Annotated in this window: 12 protein-coding genes; 9 read left to right on the top strand and 3 right to left on the bottom strand. The window is 74.6% G+C overall.

Annotation, left to right across the window (positions count from 1 at the left end; translation table 11 throughout):
• Positions 1-14: 14 nt before the first annotated feature.
• From ABD299_RS15935 to ABD299_RS15900, 8 genes are read left to right on the top strand one after another with little or no spacing between them, the layout of a single operon-like run.
• A complete protein-coding gene (locus ABD299_RS15935) occupies positions 15-533 on the top strand; it encodes a phage baseplate assembly protein V (RefSeq protein WP_344262862.1) in 519 nt (172 codons plus the stop codon).
• Between the two features lie 33 nt (positions 534-566).
• Positions 567-899: a PAAR-like protein gene (locus tag ABD299_RS15930; RefSeq protein ID WP_344262860.1), complete on the top strand. Its 333-nt coding sequence runs from the start codon at positions 567-569 to the stop codon at positions 897-899.
• 7 nt (positions 900-906) lie between these two features.
• Complete coding sequence (locus tag ABD299_RS15925; protein WP_344262858.1) at positions 907-1,308, top strand: GPW/gp25 family protein; 402 nt, start codon at positions 907-909, stop codon at positions 1,306-1,308.
• Entirely contained in the window at positions 1,305-4,625 is a 3,321-nt protein-coding gene (locus ABD299_RS15920; RefSeq protein ID WP_344262856.1) for a putative baseplate assembly protein, read from the top strand. Before ABD299_RS15925 ends, ABD299_RS15920 begins: the two co-directional genes overlap by 4 nt.
• Positions 4,622-8,383, top strand: coding sequence for a putative baseplate assembly protein (locus ABD299_RS15915; protein WP_344262854.1), 3,762 nt, complete (start codon positions 4,622-4,624; stop codon positions 8,381-8,383). The genes ABD299_RS15920 and ABD299_RS15915 overlap by 4 nt, the downstream gene beginning before the upstream one ends.
• A 31-nt stretch (positions 8,384-8,414) precedes the next feature.
• Positions 8,415-10,646 (top strand): hypothetical protein, encoded by a 2,232-nt coding sequence (locus tag ABD299_RS15910; RefSeq protein ID WP_344262852.1) that lies wholly within the window; start codon positions 8,415-8,417, stop codon positions 10,644-10,646.
• A 17-nt stretch (positions 10,647-10,663) separates the two neighbouring features.
• Complete coding sequence (locus ABD299_RS15905) at positions 10,664-12,130, top strand: DUF6519 domain-containing protein (RefSeq protein ID WP_344262850.1); 1,467 nt, start codon at positions 10,664-10,666, stop codon at positions 12,128-12,130.
• Positions 12,131-12,187: 57 nt separating this feature from the next.
• Positions 12,188-13,072 (top strand): peptidoglycan-binding protein, encoded by an 885-nt coding sequence (locus ABD299_RS15900; protein ID WP_344262848.1) that lies wholly within the window; start codon positions 12,188-12,190, stop codon positions 13,070-13,072.
• Positions 13,073-13,137: 65 nt separating this feature from the next.
• On the opposite strand, the gene icmB is transcribed toward ABD299_RS15900, so the two are convergent.
• Positions 13,138-13,542 (bottom strand): coenzyme B12-dependent isobutyryl CoA mutase small subunit, encoded by a 405-nt coding sequence (gene icmB, locus ABD299_RS15895; protein ID WP_344262846.1) that lies wholly within the window; start codon positions 13,540-13,542, stop codon positions 13,138-13,140.
• Positions 13,543-13,859: 317 nt separating this feature from the next.
• Here icmB and ABD299_RS15890 point away from each other — a divergent pair, with 317 nt between their 5' ends.
• Positions 13,860-15,419, top strand: a complete 1,560-nt coding sequence (locus ABD299_RS15890) for a M23 family metallopeptidase (RefSeq protein ID WP_344262844.1) — start codon at positions 13,860-13,862, stop codon at positions 15,417-15,419.
• An 81-nt stretch (positions 15,420-15,500) separates the two neighbouring features.
• Here the strand turns inward: ABD299_RS15890 and ABD299_RS15885 are convergent, their stop codons facing one another.
• Entirely contained in the window at positions 15,501-16,166 is a 666-nt protein-coding gene (locus ABD299_RS15885; RefSeq protein WP_344262842.1) for a hypothetical protein, read from the bottom strand.
• A gap of 253 nt (positions 16,167-16,419) precedes the next feature.
• Positions 16,420-18,864 (bottom strand): DNA helicase PcrA, encoded by a 2,445-nt coding sequence (gene pcrA / locus ABD299_RS15880; protein WP_344262841.1) that lies wholly within the window; start codon positions 18,862-18,864, stop codon positions 16,420-16,422.
• Between the last annotated feature and the right edge of the window lie 19 nt (positions 18,865-18,883).

Raw genomic sequence — 18,883 nt, 5'->3', positions numbered from 1 at the left:
CCGGAAGGCATCAGATGGCAGATCCGAAGCGCTACCTCGGCAAGTTCCGGGGGAAGGTCACGGACAACGCCGACCCGATGGGCATCGGCCGGCTCCGCGTGCAGGTCCCGGACGTGCTCGGGGACACCCCGTCGTCCTGGGCCATGCCGTGCTTCCCCATCGCCGGGAACGGCATGGGCCAGTACATGGTGCCGCCCCGGCAGGCCGGCGTGTGGGTGGAGTTCGAGCAGGGCAATCCGAGCTATCCGATCTGGTCGGGCTGCTGGTACGGGGAACGCGAGGAGGTCCCCGAGGACGCCCGGGACAACCTGCCGGACTCCCCGAACGTGGTCCTGCAGACCCCGGAGAAACGCAAGGTGGTGCTCTCCGACGAGCCCGGCGGGAAGGGCATCACGCTCTCGGTGCCCAGCGGCGCGTCGCTCGTGATCGACCACACCGGCATTCATCTCGACAACGGCCAGGGCGCGTCCGTCTCGCTCACCGGCTCCGTCGTCAGCATCAACCAGGGCGTTCTGCGGATCGAACGCGAGTAGACGCCGCCAGACGTGATCCAAGGGGGTTTTCACATGTCCGGGAATCTGCTGCACACCGGGGCGACCGTGACCTGTCCGCACGGCGCCCGGGCGACCGCCCTGCCGGCGCAGTCGCGGGTGCTGGTGAACGGTGAACCGGTGGCGTCGGCCGCCGACTTCTACACCGTCACCGGCTGCCCGCACACAGTCGGGGGCACGCCGCGGCCGTGCACCACCGTCCGATGGACGACCGGCACCGGCCGGGTGCTGGTGAACGGGTCGGCCGCGCTCCTCCAGGGCTCCGCGGCCCAGTGCTACAGCGCCTCGCAGGTGCCGCAGGGCCCGCCGGCCGTCAGCGTCGTCCAGCAGCGCGTGACGGGACGGTGAGCGGGCCATGGCCGACATCGCACCCGGCACCCGGTCCGGTACCCGCACCGACATCGCGTTCCCGTTCCGCACCGACCGGCGCGGCCGGACCGCTCACGCCCCCTACGAGGAGCATGTGCGCGGCATGATCGAGCAGTTGCTGTTCACCAGCCCCGGAGAGCGCGTGATGCGCCCCGACTTCGGCTGCGGGCTGCTCGATCTGGTCTTCGCGCCGAACAGCCCCGAGCTGGCCTCCGCCGTCGAACTGTCCGTGCAGGCCGCCCTGCAGCAGTGGCTCGGCGATGTCATCGAGGTCGAGTCCCTGGACGTGGTGAGCGAGGAGAACGTCGTGCGCGTCCACCTGGTCTACGTGGTGCGCGCCACCGCCACCCGCCGCGACGAGGTGTTCGAAGGAAGGGGGGCGTCATGAGCGGCGCGGGCGCCGAGGGCGAGGGGGCCGTGTGCCGCACGGGGCCGCGCCGGCACGCGGTGCGGAGGGCACCCCGGCTGAACGGGCTGGACGGGATCGAGGTCGCGGACGACGGGCTCACCCTCACCGTCACCTTCCTGGGCAAGGCGCCGCGACGCGTCCGCCCGGAGAACATCCGGATCGACGGCGGCCGCCGGGTCCGGGACCTGCGGGCCGTCGACGTCACCGTGGAACGGGAGGACGACCCGGAACTCGACGACCGGATGTCCGTCGTCCTCGACCGGACCGGCGACACCTCCCGGTACACCCTGTGCCTGGTCGAGCCCGGTCCGTACGGGCGGCCGGGCTCCGAGCCGCTGTCCGGGTTCGACCCGCGCTACCACCGCGCCGGCTTCTCCTTCCTGCCCGGCTGCCCCACCCCGTTCGACTGCGTCGGTGAGCCGGAGCCGCCGCCGGCGTTCCGGCCCGCGCCGGTCGTCGACTACACGGCGCGGGACTACGACAGCCTGCTCCGGACAGCTCTGGACCACCTGGCCCTGACCACCCCGGACTGGGTCGAGCGCCACGTGCCCGACCTCGGTGTGACCCTGGTGGAGCTGCTGGCCCACACCGCCGACCGGATCAGTCATCTGCAGGACGCGGTGGGCACGGAGGCCTACCTGGCCACCGCCCGCCGCCGGGTGTCGGTGCGCCGGCACACCCGGCTCGTCGACTACGCGATGCACGACGGGTGCAACGCCCGGGCCCTGGTGGTGCTGGAGACGGGCCGCCGGATCACCCTGCGGCACGGGGAGTACCGGTTCGCCGCCGTGGACGCCGGGCGGCCGGAGCCCCGGGAGCGCCCCGCGCTCCCTCCCGTCCTCACGGACGAGATCCTGCGGTCGCTCGACGAGCAGGGCCCGCCCGAAGTCTTCGAGCCGCTGGAGCGGCGGGAGGTGACGCTGCGCCCGGAGCACAACCTCATCCGCTTCTGGACCTGGGGGGACGAGGAGTGCGTCCTGCCCCGGGGAGCCACCCGCGCCACCCTCCGCGACGCCTGGCGGGACGGGTGCCCCGGCTCCGCCGAAGCCTCCGCTCCCGGGACGGACGCTCCGGGGACGGACGCTCCGGGGACGACCGCCGGGCAGGAGTCCGGCGAGCCCGGGCCCGGGGCTGCCGGAGGCCGGGGCCCTGGAGGCCCGGGCAGACCGGAGAAGCCCGGCGTGCCGCGCGAGCGGGCCCTGGACCTGCGGCCGGGGGACCTGCTGCTGATCGAGGAGGTGCTCGGCCCGCGCTCCGGCGTCCCGGCGGACGCCGATCCGGCGCGCCGCCGGGCGGTCCGGCTGCTCTCGGTCACCCCCGGGTACGACGAGCTGTGCGACCAGCCGGTGGTGGAGGTGTCCTGGGCTCCGGAGGACGCGCCGCCGTTCCCGGTGTGCCTGTCCTCACGCGGCGGCACCGGCTGCGGGCCGGTCGCGGACGTCAGCGTGGCCCGCGGCAATGTGGTCGCCGTCGATCACGGCCGCACGGTCACCTTCTGCGGCGGCGAGCCGGAGGGCTTCACGGTGCCGCCGGAGCCGGTGCGTGTCCCGTCCTGCGACCCGCCGGCCTTCGGCTGCCCGGACCCGCCGCGGGGCAACGCGCCCGCGCGGGCGGTGCACGCCCTGATCGATCAGGCAGGCGCAGGACTTCAGTTGACGGCGAATCAGGTGCGCGGGCTGTTCGCCGCCGTCGGCGAGGAGGCCGTGCTCCGCGCCGGGCTGGACGTGCGGCTGCGTCCCGGCTCCGGAGGCGAGGAGCGGGTGCTGCCGCCCACCGCCGACGCGCAGGCCGAGGTGCTGCACCGGCTCCTCGCCCAGGCCTCCTACCCGGGAATCCGCGAGCGGTTCCGGCCGGTGCTGCGGCACGCGCCGGTGACCCAGGCGGCGCCGTTCCCCGATCCGGCGGTCGTCGCGGCCGGGCAGGCGTCCCGGCTGGCCGGAGTGCCGGAGCTGGTCCGGCAGCGGCTGACGGAGCTGTGGCGCGCGGCCGGCGGTTCCGAAGGGCTGTCCCGTGCCGAGATCGCCGAGCTCACCGTGTTGTTCGGTGCCGAGGCGGTGAAGGAGGCCCGCCTCGCCCGCCGGCCCGCCGCCGCGCTGCGCGACCTGCTGGCCAGGCGGCACCGGCTGCTGGCGGACAAGCTGCGCCGGCTGGAGGTGCTGACCGCCCGGGCGAGGGCCGGCGCCGTGCAGGGCGACCACATCGCCTGGGAGATCGCCCGCTCCTGGGGGGAGCGTTACGCGGCCGGGCTGCGGCCGGACCACCCGGTGCTGGCCGGGCCGGTCTCCGGGCTCCCGCAGGACCCGCGCCGGGCGCTGCCGGCGGTGACCGCCGCAGCAGGCGGCGAGGTGTGGGTGCCGCGCCGTGACCTGCTGGCCTCCGGGCACCGGGACCGGCACTTCGTCGGGGAGCTGGAGGACGACGGCCGTCTCGCGCTGCGCTTCGGCGACGGCCGGCACGGTGCCCCACCGCCGCCCGGGGCCCGCGTCGAGGTGACCTGCCGGGTGGGCAACGGCCCGGCGGGCAACGTCGGCGCGGAGGCCGTCAACCACCTGGTGCTGTGCCGCCGCGCGGGCGTGGAGCGGAAGGTGGCCGGTGCGGTGACGCGGGTCCGCAACCCGCTGCCGGCCACCGGCGGCACCGCGCCCGAGCCGGTCGACCAGGTGCGGCAGCTGGCGCCGCCGGCACTGAGGCGCACCCTGCTGCGGGCCGTCACCGCCAAGGACTACGCCGCCCTGGCGTCCGGGCTGCCGGGCGTGCGGCGCGCCGCGGCGCAGCTGCGCTGGACCGGCAGCACCCGGGAGGCGCACGTCGCGGTCGACGCGTCCGGCACCGGCGGGCCGGGCCCGGACCTGCTGGACGCGGTGGCGCAGGCGCTGGAGGTGTTCCGGCTGACCGGGCACGACCTGGTGGTGCTGCCCGCCCGGCAGCTGCCGCTCGACATCGAGCTGCGCGTCTGCGTGGCCGCCGGGCACCGGGAGAGCGCGGTGCGCGCGGGGCTGCGGCGGGCACTGGGCACCGGGACGCTGCCCGGCGGGCGGCCGGCTTTCTTCCACCCGGACGCGCGGACGTTCGGTGACCCCGTCCGGGCCGGCCGGCTGGTGGCCTTCGCCGCGGCGGTGCCCGGGGTGGCCGATGTCCGGGTCACCCGGCTGCGGCGCCTGGGGGGTCCGGACCCCGGCGAACGCGAGGCGGGCGTCCTGCGGCCCGGCCCGCTGGAGATCGTCCGCTGCGACAACGACCCGCGCCGGCCGGAGATGGGCCGGCTGGCGATCCTGCTCGGAGGTGAAGGACTGTGACCGGAGGACCTGAGGGCACAGGCTGCGGCTGCGGCTGCGACGGCCGGTTCGACGGCCGGCCGCCGGCGCCGGCCGGCAACCCGCCCGGGCAGGACGCCCTCGCCCGCCGGGTGGGCGACTACGGGCAGTTCCTCGACGCGATGCTCGGCCGGCTCGCCGGGCCCGCCCACCCGGCCCTGCACGGGCTGACGGTGCGCACCCCGGACGATCCGGCCGTCGGGCTGCTCGACACCTGGGCGGTGCTGGGCGACCTGCTGACCTTCCACTCGGAGCGGATCGCCGACGAGGGCTGTCTGCGCACCGCCCGGGACCCTGAGTCCCTGGCGCTGCTCGGCGGGCTGACCGGATACCGGCCGCGGCCCGGCGTGGCCGCCGGAGTGTTTCTGGCGTACTCGCTGGACCACGACCCGCGGCAGGGGCCGGACCGGCCGGTGGTGATCCCGCGGGGGTCGCGCAGTCAGAGCGTGCCGGGGGCCGGCGAGGAGCCGCAGTCCTTCGAGACGGTGGAGGACCTGACCGCCCGCTGGTCGTGGAACGACCTGCGGGTCCGGCAGCGCCGCCCCTGCCGGCTGACCGCGGCCGGGCTGGCCGGGCGTGGCCGGCTGCATCTGGCCGGCACGGCGAACAACGTCAGGCCGGGCGACCACCTGCTGTACGTCTTCAGCGCCGAGCAGTCCGCCGGTCCCGAGCAGCGGGTCCTGCTGCCGGTGTCCGGCGTGCGGGTGGACCGGGAGACCGGCGTCACGGTCGTCTCGCTGCCCGGCGGCACCCTGGTGTCCCTGGAGCAGCTGCGCGAGGAGCTCGCGGCCTGGATCACCGACACCGCCGGCGGGCCGCACCCGCGCCCGGCCGGCAGCCCGCTGATCGAGGAGTTCGACGAGCAGGAACTGGCGCCGCTGCGCGCGGAACTGGATCTGCTGGACACCCCCACGGGCTTCTCCCGGCGGCTGGACCACACCGTCGAGCGGCTGGACGAGGCGCAGGAACTGGCCGCGGAGTACCCGGAGGTGCTGGCCTGGTTCACCGGCCTGAAGACCCGGCTGATCGAACTGCAGGACCGGGCGGCCGTGCTGGAGCCGCCGCAGCCGGAGCCGGACGGGGGCGGTCCGGGGCCCGAGCCTCCGCCGGCGGCCGACGCGGCGACGGCCGCGCTCGGTTCGCTGCTACCCGCGCTGCGGACCTCCGCTCCCCGGCTGCCGCGCGGCGCGCGGGAACTGGCGCGCGACCCGCACAGCATCTACGCGCCCGGCTCGGACACCGGCGCGCGGCTGCTGACGGCGCTGGATCCGCGACTGGCGGACGGGCTGTACGAGGCGTGGCGGCGGGTCGACGTGACCGAACCGCTCGCCCTCCGCGAGGTGCTGGCGATGCGGGTCACCGCCACCCCGTTCGGGGCGACCGCGCCGCTGCGGCCGGTGCTGGACGGCAGCGGGCGCGTCGTCCGGTACGAGGACTGGGCGCTGACCGGCAGCCGGCTGCTCACCTGGCGCGTCACGTTCGAGGACGCCGGGGAGAGCGGGCCGGTGCCCGCCCGTGCCGACTTCCTGTACGTGGAGGCCGGGGGTTCGGTGCGGCGGGACCGCTCGCTGCCCTTCACCGGGACCTTCGACTTCGGGCCGGGCCGGGTGCGTCTGACCACGCACGAGCCGCCCGCGGAGGGCGAGGAGCCGTCCGGGCAGGAGCCCGGCGTCACCGCCGAGCTGCTCGGGGACCTGCCCGGCCGCGTCCTGTTCGTCTCCCGCCCGGAGGCCGGCGGGCGCATCCGGGTGACCGTGGGCAACGGCGAGGTCTTCGAGCGGCTGCTCGCCCCCGGCGAGGAACACCGCACCGAGCAGGGCGACTTCGAGGTGACGGTGCGGCGCCCGGCCGAGGGCGAGGGGGAGGGCGAGGGGGACGGGCCGGTCACCGTGGAGATCTCGCTGTCCTCGCGGCTGGAGCTGACCTCCCGGAACGTCCTCGCCCTGGACGCCGTGCACGACGGCATCGCACCCGGCAGCTGGGTCGTCGTCCAGCGCCCGGGCAAGGGAACCGGCCTGATCCCGGGCGACGGGAACCTGGCCCTGGTCGTGACCCGGGTGGCCTCCGCACGGGTGGTCTCGCAGGCCAACTACGGGATCACCGGCAAGGTCACCGAGCTCACCCTGGAGAGCCCGTGGCTCGACGAGGAGGACGTGCTGCTGTCGCACATCCGGGGGACCACCGTCCTGGCCAGGGGCGACGCCCTGAGCCTTGCGGACGAGCCGGTGGAGGAGGAGGTGAGTGGCAACGAGATCGAACTGGCGGAAATGTACGACGGCCTGACGCCCGGCCGCTGGATCACCGTCACCGGGGAGCGCGCCGACATCCCCCGCACCGAGGGGGTCCGGGGCGCCGAGACCGCGATGATCGCCGCGGTCCGCCAGGACGTCGACCCGTCGCTGCCCGGCGACACGGTGCACACCACGCTCACCCTGTCCGCGGACCTCGCCCACCGCTACCGGCGCGAGGGCCTGCGGATCCACGGCAACGTGGTGCGGGCGACCCACGGGGCGAGCCGCGACGAGGCCATCGGCAGCGGCGACGCCGGGCTGGCGGGGCAGACGTTCGCCCTCTGGCAGGGGCCGCTGACCTGGCTGGCCGACGACTCCCCGCGGGGCGCGGCCTCCACGCTGGAGATCCACGTCGACGGGGTACGCCGGCACGAGGTGGAAGGTCTCGCCGGTCATGGCCCGCACGACCAGGTCTTCGTCACCGGCGAGACCGGCGACGGCCGCACCACGGTCACCTTCGGCGACGGGGTGCACGGCGCCCGCCTGCCCACCGGCGAGGAGAACGTCCGGGCCCGGTACCGGGTGGGCCTGGGCAAGGACGCCAACGTCCCGGCGGAGCGGATCACCCAGCCCACCAGCCGCCCGCTCGGTGTCTCGGGCGTCACCAACCCGCAGCCCGCCACCGGAGGGGCCGACCCGGACGGGCCGGGCCTGCTGCGCCGCAACATCCCGCTGGCGGTCTCCGCCCTGGACCGGCTGGTGTCGGTGTCCGACTACGCGGACTTCGCCCGCACCCGCGCCGCGATCGGACGGGCCTCGGCCGCTCTGCTGTCCGACGGGCGCCGCCGGGTGATGCACGTGACGGTGGCCGGCGTGGACGACGTGCCGCTGACGGAGGACTCCGACGCGGTGCGCCACCTGCACACCGCGCTCACCGCCCACGGGGGCAGCCGGCTGCCGGTCCGGGTGGCCGTCCGCGAACTCGTCCTGCTGCTGCTGGTGGCGGGCGTGCGGGTGGACCCGGACCACCGGTGGGAGGACGTCGAACCACGCCTGCGCGCCGTGCTCCTGGAGCGGCTCGGCCCCCCGGGCCGGGACCTGGGCAGGCCGGCCCGGCTGTCCCGGGTGCTGGCCGCCGCGCACACCGTGCCCGGCGTGGACTCGCTGGAGGTGCGGGCGTTCACCGGGGTGCCCGCCTCCCTCACCCCCGACGGGCTGCGCGACCTGGCGGACCGGCTGGACGAGCCGCTGCCGGTGGTCCCGGCTCTGCCCGCCCGGTTCGCCGAGGACATCCACCGGGTGTGCGGGGAGGCGGAGACGCTCACCTCCGTCGCCGCCCGGTACGGCCTCCCGGTCGCCGCGCTGCTGCGGCTGAACCCCGGCATCACCGGAACCGGGCCGCTGGAGAAGGGCAGCACGGTCGTCACCTTCCGCGGCATCCGCCCGGCACAGCTCGCCGTGTTCTCGCCGGAGGTCGCCGACACCCTGATCCTGACGGAGATCCGATGACGGACATTCGCGCCCACGAGGGGGACGCACCATGAGCAGGGAGCCGGACGGGCTCGCGGAACTGCTGCCGCAGTGGCACCGGATGCGCGACGCCGAGGAGGGCGGTCCGCTGCGCGCGCTGCTCGCGGTGATCGCCGAACAGGCCGGCCTGATCCGCGGCGACGTGGAGCAGGCCTACGAGGACTGGTTCATCGAGACCGCCGCCGACTGGGCGGTGCCGTACATCGGCGACCTGGTGGGCTACCGCCTCCCGCCGGGCCACGAGAGCGCGCTGCGGGCCGGTCCGGACCGGCGGCCCCGGGTCTTCGGGCTGCTCGCGCCGCGCCACGACGTCGCCGCCACGGTCGGCCACCGGCGGCGCAAGGGCACCTTCGGCCTGCTGGAGGAGCTGTCCGGATCGGTCGCCGGCTGGCCGGCCCGGGCGGTGGAGTTCTCCCGGCTGCTGGCCCATCAGCAGCCGGTGCGCCTGTACGGCGCCGGGCCGGGGCACGAGGGCGAGCGCGGCGCCGGTGAACGGCGGTCGGCCCGCGGGCGGCTGGCCGATCTGCGGGACGGCGCGGCACTGGACCTGGCGGGAGGCCCGTTCGGTACGCACGCGCGCTCCGCCGATGTGCGGCGCGCCGGCTCGGCCCGCAGGCAGGGCGGGTACACACCGGCCGGTCTGGGGCTGTTCGTCTGGCGGCTGAAGCCGTACCCGGTCACCGGCGCGCCCGCCTACTGCGTGGACCGTGCCCGGAATCTCTACACCTTCTCCATCCTGGGCAACGACAGTCCGCTGGTGGCCGGTCCCGGACCCCGCCCGGAGACCGGGGCCGCGCTGCCCTCCCCGGCCGTCGCACCGGCCCCGGCGGGCGGCGTTCCGGCCTTCCTCCGGCGCCGGCAGCTCGCGGACCGGCTCACCGATCACTACGGCCCCGGCAAGAGCTTCACGATCTGGCGCGACGGGCGGCGCGAGCCGGTCGAGCCGGCCGACATCGTCGTGGCCGACCTGACCGACTGGACCTACCGCCCGCCGCGCGGGCGGATCGCGGTGGACCCGGAGCTGGGCCGGATCGCCTTCGGCTCGCGGTGCGCCCCCCGGCGCGGCGTCCTGGTCAGCTACCACTACGCCTTCAGCGAGGACATGGGCGCCGGGGAGTACGAGCGGGAGCGGGACACCCCGCCGGACACCAGGGTGTACCGGGTCGGTCCGGGCGGGCCGCACCAGCGGATCACGGACGCCTACGCGCACTGGCGGTCCGACCGGGACGCCGGCCGCTGCCCCGGGGACGGCGTCATCGAGATCACGCGCAGCGGCGCCTACCAGGAGCAGCTGGACTTCGAACTGCGGCCCGGGGACCGCCTGGAGCTGCGCGCGGCCGAGGGCACCCGGCCGGTGATCCGTCTCCTGGACTGGTACAGCAACCGCCCCGACGCGCTGACCGTCCGGGCCCGGGAGGGCGCGAGGGGCGGCCGGAAGCCGCCCGGCGAGAAGCCGTGCGCCGGGAAGCCACAGGAGCCGCCGGCCCCTCGGATGGTGCTCGACGGCCTGCTGATCACCGGCCGCGGAGTGCACGTCAGCGGCCCGGTCGGGGCCCTGGTGGTACGGCACTGCACGCTGGTGCCCGGCTGGTCGCTGACCCCGCACTGCGCCCCGAAGGCCCCGCAGGAGCCCAGCCTGGTGCTGGAGCGCACCTCCGCCTGCGTGCGGATCGAGCACTCGGTGCTCGGCACGGTCGTGGTCCTCGGGGACGAGGTGGGCACCGATCCGCTGCCGCTCCACATCGCCGACAGCGTCCTGGACGCCACCGGCCCGGACCGGGAAGCGCTCACGGCCCCCGACTGCCGGCACGCGCACGCCGTGCTGCACGCCCATCGCACCACCGTGATCGGCGAAGTGCGCACGCACGCCGTCCGGATCGCCGAGAACAGTATCTTCACCGGCCGGCTGCACACCGCCCGGCGCGGCATCGGTTGCCTGCGGTTCTGCTACGTGCCGCCCGGCTCCCGCACCCCGCCCCGGCACCGCTGCGTGCCCGACACCGCGGACCGGGAGGAAGCCCACCGGATCCGCCCGGTGTTCAGCAGCGAGCGGTACGGCACGCCCGCGTACGGCCGGCTTGCCCCGGGCTGCCCGCCCGCTGTCTCCCGGGGCGCGGACGACCACTCGGAGATGGGCGTCTTCCACGACCTCTACCAGCCGCAGCGCGACGCGGCGCTGCGGGACCGGCTCGCGCAGTACACACCGGCCGGCAGCGATGCCGGGATCTTCTACGTCTCCTGAGCGAAAGAGGGGGAACCATGCACGCCGATCTCTCCCGGGCCACCTTCCGGCCGGAGAAGCGCTATTCCGCGGTACTGGCCCAGCAGGGCCGGGTGCAGCTGGACGCCGACGCCAACGAACAGACGGCGATCGAGCTGCACCGGGACAGGACCGTCGCCGCCGATCTGATCGGGCAGCACGGCGGCCCGGTGGGTGCCACCGGCTTCCGCATCACCTACGAGGCCGGCCGGCGCGGCCCGGACACCCTGCACATCGGTGAGGGCCGCTACTACGTGGACGGCATCCTGTGCGACGCCACCCGGCCGCTGCCGGGCGACCCGGCGGAATCCGGGGACGACGGGGACTGCCCCGGGCCGGAGGCGGACGCCGCGGCGGCCGTCGAGCCGCCGCCCTCCTGGTCCTACTGGGACCAGCCCGACGGCCATCTGGACCCCGAGCGGGCCGGGGACCGGCTGCCCGGCGAGTTCCCCTACCTGGTCTGCCTGAAGGTCTGGGAGCGCACGGTCACCGCCGCGGAGGACCCCCAGCTGCGCGAGGTCGCGCTCGGCCCGGCCGTGCCGGACACGGCGGCCCGCACCAAGGTGGTGTGGCAGGTGCTGCCGCTGCCCGGCGCGGAGCTGGAACTGCCGGACGGCGAGGCGCCGGACGCGGACACGCTGCGGGCGGCCTTCCGCCTGTGGTCGCACCGGCGGTCCGCGCCCGCCGCCCGGCTGGCCGCGCGCAGCGAACGCCCGGCGGGCGCGGACGACGACCCGTGCGCGGTCCCGCCGGACGCCCGCTACCGCGGGGTGGAGAACCAGCTGTACCGGGTGGAGGTCCACCAGGGCGGCGCGGGCGACGGCAACGCCACGTTCAAGTGGTCCAGGGAGAACGGCTCGGTGGTGTTCTCCGTCGCGGGGCTGGACGGGACATGGGCCGAGCTGGAGTCGCCGGGCGGGGACGAGAAGCTCGACCTGCACGCCGGGGATCTCGTCGAGTTCGGCGACACCGCCTCGGTCAGCCGCGGCGAGGCGCATCCGCTGCTGACCGTGGAGGAGGTCGATCTGCCGGGCCTGCGGGTGAGGCTGTCCGCCGAGCCGCCGCCCGGCTGCGGCCGGCGGCCGCACCTGCGGCCGTTCCTGCGCCGCTGGGACCACCGGGCACCGTCCCGCAAGGGCGGGCCGGCGTCGCGCGCCGGGGCGCTGCGGATCGAGGAGGGCGCGTGGACCGGCCTGGAGGACGGCGTCCAGGTGTGGTTCGAGAAGGGCGGCGACTACCGCACCGGGGACTACTGGCTGATTCCCGCGCGGACCGTCACCGGCTCGGTGGAGTGGCCGGCCGACGCCGGCCGGCAGCCGCTGCTGCGGCCCCCGGCCGGGATCGAGGTGCACTGGGCCCCGCTGGCGTGGGTGCAGGGGGAGGGCACCGTCACCGATCTGCGGATGGCTTTCCGTCCGCTGGCCGAGCCCGTCCCGGCCGAGCGGTCGGAGGGGAAGAAGGACTGACACGGACCGGGACCCGCCCCGGCCGGGGCGGGTCCCGGCTGAGGGAGGGAGTACCTGATGGCAACACCGCTCACCGCCGCCCGGCTGCTGAAGGCCCTGCGGGACGAGGGGCTGAAGGTCGCCGAGCACCGGAGCTGGCGCACGCATCACCGCAACGCGGCCGGCCCCTGGGGCGGCGTCCACGGGGTGATGATCCACCACACGGTGACCTCGGGCACCGGCAACTCGGTGGAGCTCTGCTACAACGGCTACACCGGGCTGCCCGGACCGCTGTGCCACGGCGTGATCGCCAAGGACGGCACGGTGTACCTGGTCGGGAACGGCAGGGCCAACCACGCCGGGCGAGGGGACCGGCGGGTCCTGGACGCGGTGATCAAGGAGGCCGCGACGCCGTCGCCGCAGCGCAACGACACCGACGGCAACCGCGTCTTCTACGGCTTCGAGTGCGTCAATCTCGGGGACGGCAAGGATCCGTGGCCCGCGGCACAGCTGCTGGCGATCGAGCGGGCGGCCGCGGCGCTGTGCCGGGCGCACGGCTGGAGCCGGCGCTCGGTGATCGGCCATCTGGAGTGGCAGGTCGGCAAGATCGACCCCAGGGGCTTCTCGATGCGCACCATGCGCACCCGGATCGGCAAGCGGCTCGGCGGCAGCGCACCGGGACCGCAGGAACCGCCGCCGGCCGCGCCGGCCTCGTACGAGCCGTTCCCCGGGCCGTCGTTCTTCCGGGTGGGCCGCAACAGCCCGGTCGTCACCGCGATGGGCCGCCGCTTGGTGGCGGAGGGATGCGGCCGCTACCAGGTCGGGCCGGGCCCGCAGTGGACGAGCGTGGACCAGGCCTCGTACGCGGCCTGGCAGCGCAAGCTGGGCTTCACGGGACCGGACGCGGACGGCATCCCGGGCCGTACCAGCTGGAACCGGCTGAAGGTGCCGAGGAAGAGCTGATCCGGGCATGGCCGGGCCGGGCAGGGGATACCAGCCGGTCCCTGCCCGGCGCGGGCGGACTCGCGTCAGGCGGCGCGGACGTGCGAGCGGACCCAGTCGACGACATCGCCGGTGGGCGCGCCCGGTGTGAAGATCTCGGCGACGCCGCGGTCCTTGAGCGGCGCGATGTCGTCCTCGGGGATGATGCCGCCGCCGAACACCTTGATGTCCTCGGCGTCGCGCTCCTTCAGCAGGTCGATGACCTTGGCGAACAGTGTGTTGTGCGCGCCGGAGAGGATGGACATGCCGATCGCGTCGGCGTCCTCCTGGATCGCCGTGTCGACGATCTGCTCCGGGGTCTGGTGCAGTCCGGTGTAGATGACCTCCATGCCCGCGTCGCGCAGCGCCCGCGCGATCACCTTGGCCCCGCGGTCATGACCGTCGAGCCCTGGTTTGGCGACCACGACCCGGATCGGACCCGACACACCCATTTCTGCCTCCCAAGACGCCCGGCGCCGATGCCGGGGGTTCACGAACGTTAGCCACAGCATCTCGCACCCGGCCACGGCGCGGCACGCTCAGAGGGCGAAATCACACCCGGCTGCCCCCGCATCCCACTCGAACAGAATTCGAACCTGTCGTGGTGCATCAATGAGGGGTCCTCCGAAAGGGGGCCGAATGCCCGTTTCTCGAACTTCCGAAACCTCTGGAAGATTGTCGCCGTCCCGGACCGGCGGGTACAGTCGCCGCACCGCAGCCGCCGGGGTCTGCAACCCCGCTCCTGTTATCGAGCCGAAAGGCATTGTCGGTGAGCGATCGTCACCCGTCGGGAGTCGCCTTCCCGGCCCCCGCTGACGAGAACATGCACGCGCCCTACGGAACGGCGACCGCCCCGGAGCGTTCCGACTACGGTTCCTACGCCGCCTACGGCGGGCACGAGTCCTACGGTCACGACCCCTACGGCCTGGCCACGGCCTACGACAACGGCCAGTACGCCGCGCAGACCTGGGACGGCACCCCCGCGCACGGCGTCCCGGCCCACGGCGACACGGAGACCGGCGGCTACGGCGGCGACGGGAACGGGCAGCAGTACGGCGACTGGTCCACCGGATACACCGCGAACGGGCAGGCCGGGAGCTGGGAGACCGGCGGCTACGGCGCCGCGGGAACCATCCCCCACCAGAGCGGCGCCGACGGGTGGGAGACACCCGGCGACACCTCCTGGCAGAGCGGCGGCCACGACACGGCCGAGGCGTACCCGGCAGGCACCTACGGCGCCGCGGGAACCGGCTCCCACGGCGAGACGGCCTACGGGGAGGGCGCCTGGGACACCGGCTCCTACACCACCGGCATCACCGGCCCGGAAGCCTACGACGCGCCGGCCGGCCACGAGGCGGCGGAGCATGACCGGGCCGCGCAGGACACGGCGGCCCAGGACACGGCCGAGCACGACACCACCGGCTGGAACCTGGCCGGCGCGCACGACCAGGACGGTCCGGCGCCCGACCACGACGCGGACACCGGCCCGCAGCCGGTGGCCGTCGCCGCGGACCAGGACGGCGGGCCGCGGCACCCGGCCCCCTTCCAGCCGCAGGGCTCCCGCGGCGGCGGAGGCCGCCGGAGGTGCGCCAAGCCCCGGCGCTCGGCCCTGATGACCGTCGCCGCCCCGTCCATCGCCGTCCTGGGCATCACCGGCATCGCGGCCGCCGCCACCGTGCAGAGCACGGACAGCGTCGAGGACGAGCCCCCGGTGGCCGCCCCCGACCCGGCCGACGTCCAGCCGGTCGCCGCGAACAAGCAGTTCGACACCCAGCTCGAATCCCTCACCGCCGCCGCCGACGACTACGCGGAGCGGGCCAGCCGCACCCAGGGCCGCCTCGACCTGGAGGCGAAGAAGGCCGCCGAGAAGAAGGCCGCCGAGGAGGCGAAGAAGGCCGCCGAGGCCGAGGCCGCCCGGCTGGAGGCGCTGCGGCCCAAGTTCGCCCTCCCCGTCGAGCGACGCGGGCTGAGCGCGGGATACGGGCAGTCCGGCATCAACTGGATGTCCGTGCACACCGGCATCGACTTCCCCGTCAGCTACGGCACCCCGGTGCGCGCGGCCACCGACGGCACGGTGCGCACCCAGTGGCACGTCTCCTACGGCAACATGGCGATCGTCACCGCCCCCGACGGCACCGAGACCTGGTACGCCCACCTGAGCAGCAACGTCTACCACTCGGGCTACGTCCAGGCCGGCACGGTGATCGCCTACTCCGGCAACAGCGGCAAGTCCACCGGCCCGCACCTGCACTTCGAGGTCCGCCCCGGCGGCGGCTCCCCCACCGACCCGGCGGCCTGGCTGCGCTCCAAGGGTCTGGAACCCTCCTGAGCCCTCCCCTCCATGCAGACACCGGGCCCCCGGCGCTCCCTCAGGAGCCCGGGGGCGCGTCGTGTGCCCGGCCTCATCGGTTCAGGCCCCCGCCTCCCGCTTGCGCTCCCGCTTCAGCACCACCAGGCAGATCGATACGGCGGCCACCGGGGCGAGCAGCAGGGACACGTAGGTGGCCGGTTCCGCGGTCTCCCGCCACAGTTCCAGGAGATCCTCGAAGCCCTCAAGGAAGATCTCGTGGGCGGGCACCCCACCAAGGGTGAAGTGCTCGCTGAGGATCATCGCCATGCCGTACAGCTCTCCGAAGCACACCGCGGCCAGGCTCAGCACCGCGGCGAGGATGTACACGCCCCAGTTGCGCCGGGCGAAGAACGCGGGACCGAGACCGATCAGCACTCCGGCGACCGGTGCGTGGAAGGAGAGCTGCCGGACCTCGTAGGTCGCCGCGTCGTACAGGGCGTGGAACAGCACGGCGTAGAGAAACGCCGCGACGACCGTGGCGACCACGGTCAGTCCCAGCGCCAGCCACACCTTGTTGGGGCGGGGCGGCTTCGGCGGTTCCCCGTACGGCGGCTGCGCCGCGCCGTAGGGCTGGTGCGGCGGCGCGCCGGGCACCGGCGGCGGGTAGCCGTAGCCCGGCTGCGGCTGGGGAACCGTAGGGGGAACCTGCCCCCGGCCGCCCTGCGGCTGCTGCGGAGGCGGCGGGCCGAAGCCCTCGTTCGGCTGCGGCTGCCATGGCTGGCTCATGGAAGGTCCCCCCTGGTGCTGACGACGGTGCCGGTGACGGTCGTTGCGTGTGCGACAGCGGACGGCACACCGTCCGTTCCTGCGGGCCGGGTGCGTCCACCGCACCACGCAGCCAACCGCCTCCGGCCCCCACCGACAACCGGATTCCCCGCTTCGTGACACGACGGGAACAGACCGGCATCCGGCTCCGCACGAAGCGGGGCCTCCCGCAGTCCCGCCGGTCACCTGCCCAGGAGCCGGGTCTCCTCGTCGGTCAGAGCTTCTCCACCGGCGCGTACCGCAGCAGCAGCCGCTTGGGCTTCTCCCCGCCGAAGTCCACCGTGGCCTCCGCGCGGCTGCCCGCGCCCTGGACCGAGACGACCGTGCCCATGCCGAAGGTGTCGTGGGTGACCCGGTCGCCGGGGGCCAGCTCCACGACCGGGCGGTCCCCGGTGCGGGAGCGGGTGGCGAAGCCGTCGGTCACTCCGGCGCGCGGGCCGGAGCGCGGGGTCGCCGAGGGCGCCGGGGCGGAGGCGGTGCCGCCCAGCCGCCGCCAGTCGACGAACTGGGCGGGGATCTCCTCCAGGAAGCGGGAGGGCGGGTTGTACTGCGGCTGCCCCCAGGCGCTGCGCAGCGTCGAGCGGGTGACGTAGAGCCGCTCGCGGGCGCGGGTGATGCCCACGTAGGCCAGCCGCCGCTCCTCCTCCAGCTCCTTGGTCTTCCCCAGCGACCGCATGTGCGGGAAGACGCCGTCCTCCATGCCGGTGAGGAACACGGTGGGGAACTCCAGTCCCTTGGCGGTGTGCAGGGTCATCAGCGTGATGACGCCCGTCTCCTCGCCCTCCTCCTCGTCGGGGATCTGGTCGGAGTCGGCGACCAGCGCGACCTTCTCCAGGAACTCGGCGAGGGTGCCCGGCCCGGCCTCCTCGCTCTCCTCCCGCTCCTGTTCGAACTCCAGTGCCACGGCGGCCAGTTCCTGCAGGTTCTCGACCCGGGTCTCGTCCTGCGGGTCGGTGGACGCCTGCAGTTCGGCCAGATAGCCGGTCTGCTCCAGTACGGCCTCCAGCACGGTGGCCGGGCCCGCCCCCGACTCCACGACCGTGCGCAGCTCCTCCAGCAGAACGTTGAACCGCCGGACGGCGTTGACCGAGCGGGAGGCCATGCCGTAGGCCTCGTCCACCCGGCGCAGCGCCTGCGCGAAGGAGATCTTCTCCCGCTGCGCCAGGGCCTCCAGCATCGCCTCGGCACGGTCCCCGATGCCCCGCTTGGGGACGTTCAGGATCCGCCGCAGCGGCACGGTGTCCTCGGGGTTGGCCAGCACCCGCAGGTAGGCCAGGATGTCCCGGACCTCCCGGCGCTCGTAGAACCGCACTCCGCCCACGACCTTGTAGGGCAGGCCGACGCGGATGAAGACCTCCTCGAAGACCCGGGACTGCGCGTTGGTGCGGTAGAAGACGGCGACGTCGCCGGGGCGCGCCCGGCCGGCGTCGGTGAGCCGGTCGATCTCGTCGGCGACGAACTGTGCCTCGTCGTGCTCGGTGTCCGCCACGTAGCCGGTGATCCGCGCCCCGTCGCCCTCCTGCGTCCACAGGTTCTTCGGGCGCCGGTTCTCGTTGCGCTCGATCACGGCGTTGGCGGCGGACAGAATCGTCTGGGTGGAGCGGTAGTTCTGCTCCAGCAGCAGGGTGGTGGCCTGCGGGTAGTCCTCCTCGAACTGGAGGATGTTGCGGATGGTGGCGCCCCGGAAGGCGTAGATCGACTGGTCGGCGTCGCCCACCACGCACAGCTCGGCGGGCTCGACGGCGCCCTCCTCCTGCCAGCCGGCGGATCCCACCAGCTCGCGGACCAGGGTGTACTGCGCGTGGTTGGTGTCCTGGTACTCGTCGACCAGCACGTGCCGGAACCGCCGCCGGTAGTGCTCGGCGACGTCCGGGAACGCCTGCAGCAGGTGGACCGTGGTCATGATGATGTCGTCGAAGTCCAGCGCGTTCGCCTCGCGCAGCCGCGACTGGTAGAGCGTGTACGCCTCGGCGGCCGTCTTCTCGTAGCCGTCCTGCGCCCGGGCCGCGAAGTCCTCGGCGTCGATCAGCTCGTTCTTCAGGTTCGAGATCTTCGCGCTGAACGACTTGGGCGGGAAGCGCTTGGGGTCCAGGTCCAGGTCGCGGCAGACCAGCGCCATCAGCCGCTTGGAGTCGGCCGCGTCGTAGATCGAGAAGCTGGAGGTGAACCCGAGCCGCTTGCTCTCCCGGCGCAGGATGCGCACACACGCGCTGTGGAACGTCATCACCCACATGGCGCTCGCACGGGGACCGACGAGCTCCTGGACCCGCTCCTTCATCTCGCCCGCGGCCTTGTTGGTGAAGGTGATCGCCAGGATCTGCCCGGGGTGCGCCCCGCGGGCCGACAGCAGGTACGCGATGCGGTGGGTGAGCACCCGGGTCTTGCCCGACCCGGCCCCGGCGACGATCAGCAGCGGCGCCCCGCTGTGGGTGACCGCGGCCCGCTGCTGCTCGTTCAGCCCCTCCAGCAGGGCCGCCGGGTCGGCGGGCGGCCGGGGCGCGCCGTTGCGGTAGTACGCGTCCCGCGGCGGCGCCGCGAAGTGCCGGCCGAAGAGGGCGTCGGCGTCCTCCCGCTCGGCCTCGCCCGGTCCGGGCGGAGGCGGCTCCTCACCCGCGGGTTCGAGGTCGGCCAGAACGCTGTCGTCGAAGAGGCTGCTCATTGTGCACCGAGTCTAGAAC

It is taken from the genome of Streptomyces sodiiphilus (assembly GCF_039529215.1).
Taxonomy (GTDB): Bacteria; Actinomycetota; Actinomycetes; order Streptomycetales; family Streptomycetaceae; genus Streptomyces; species Streptomyces sodiiphilus.
The sequence above is the reverse complement of the archived record's forward strand: the minus strand, read 5'-3'. Positions and strand labels throughout refer to the sequence as shown.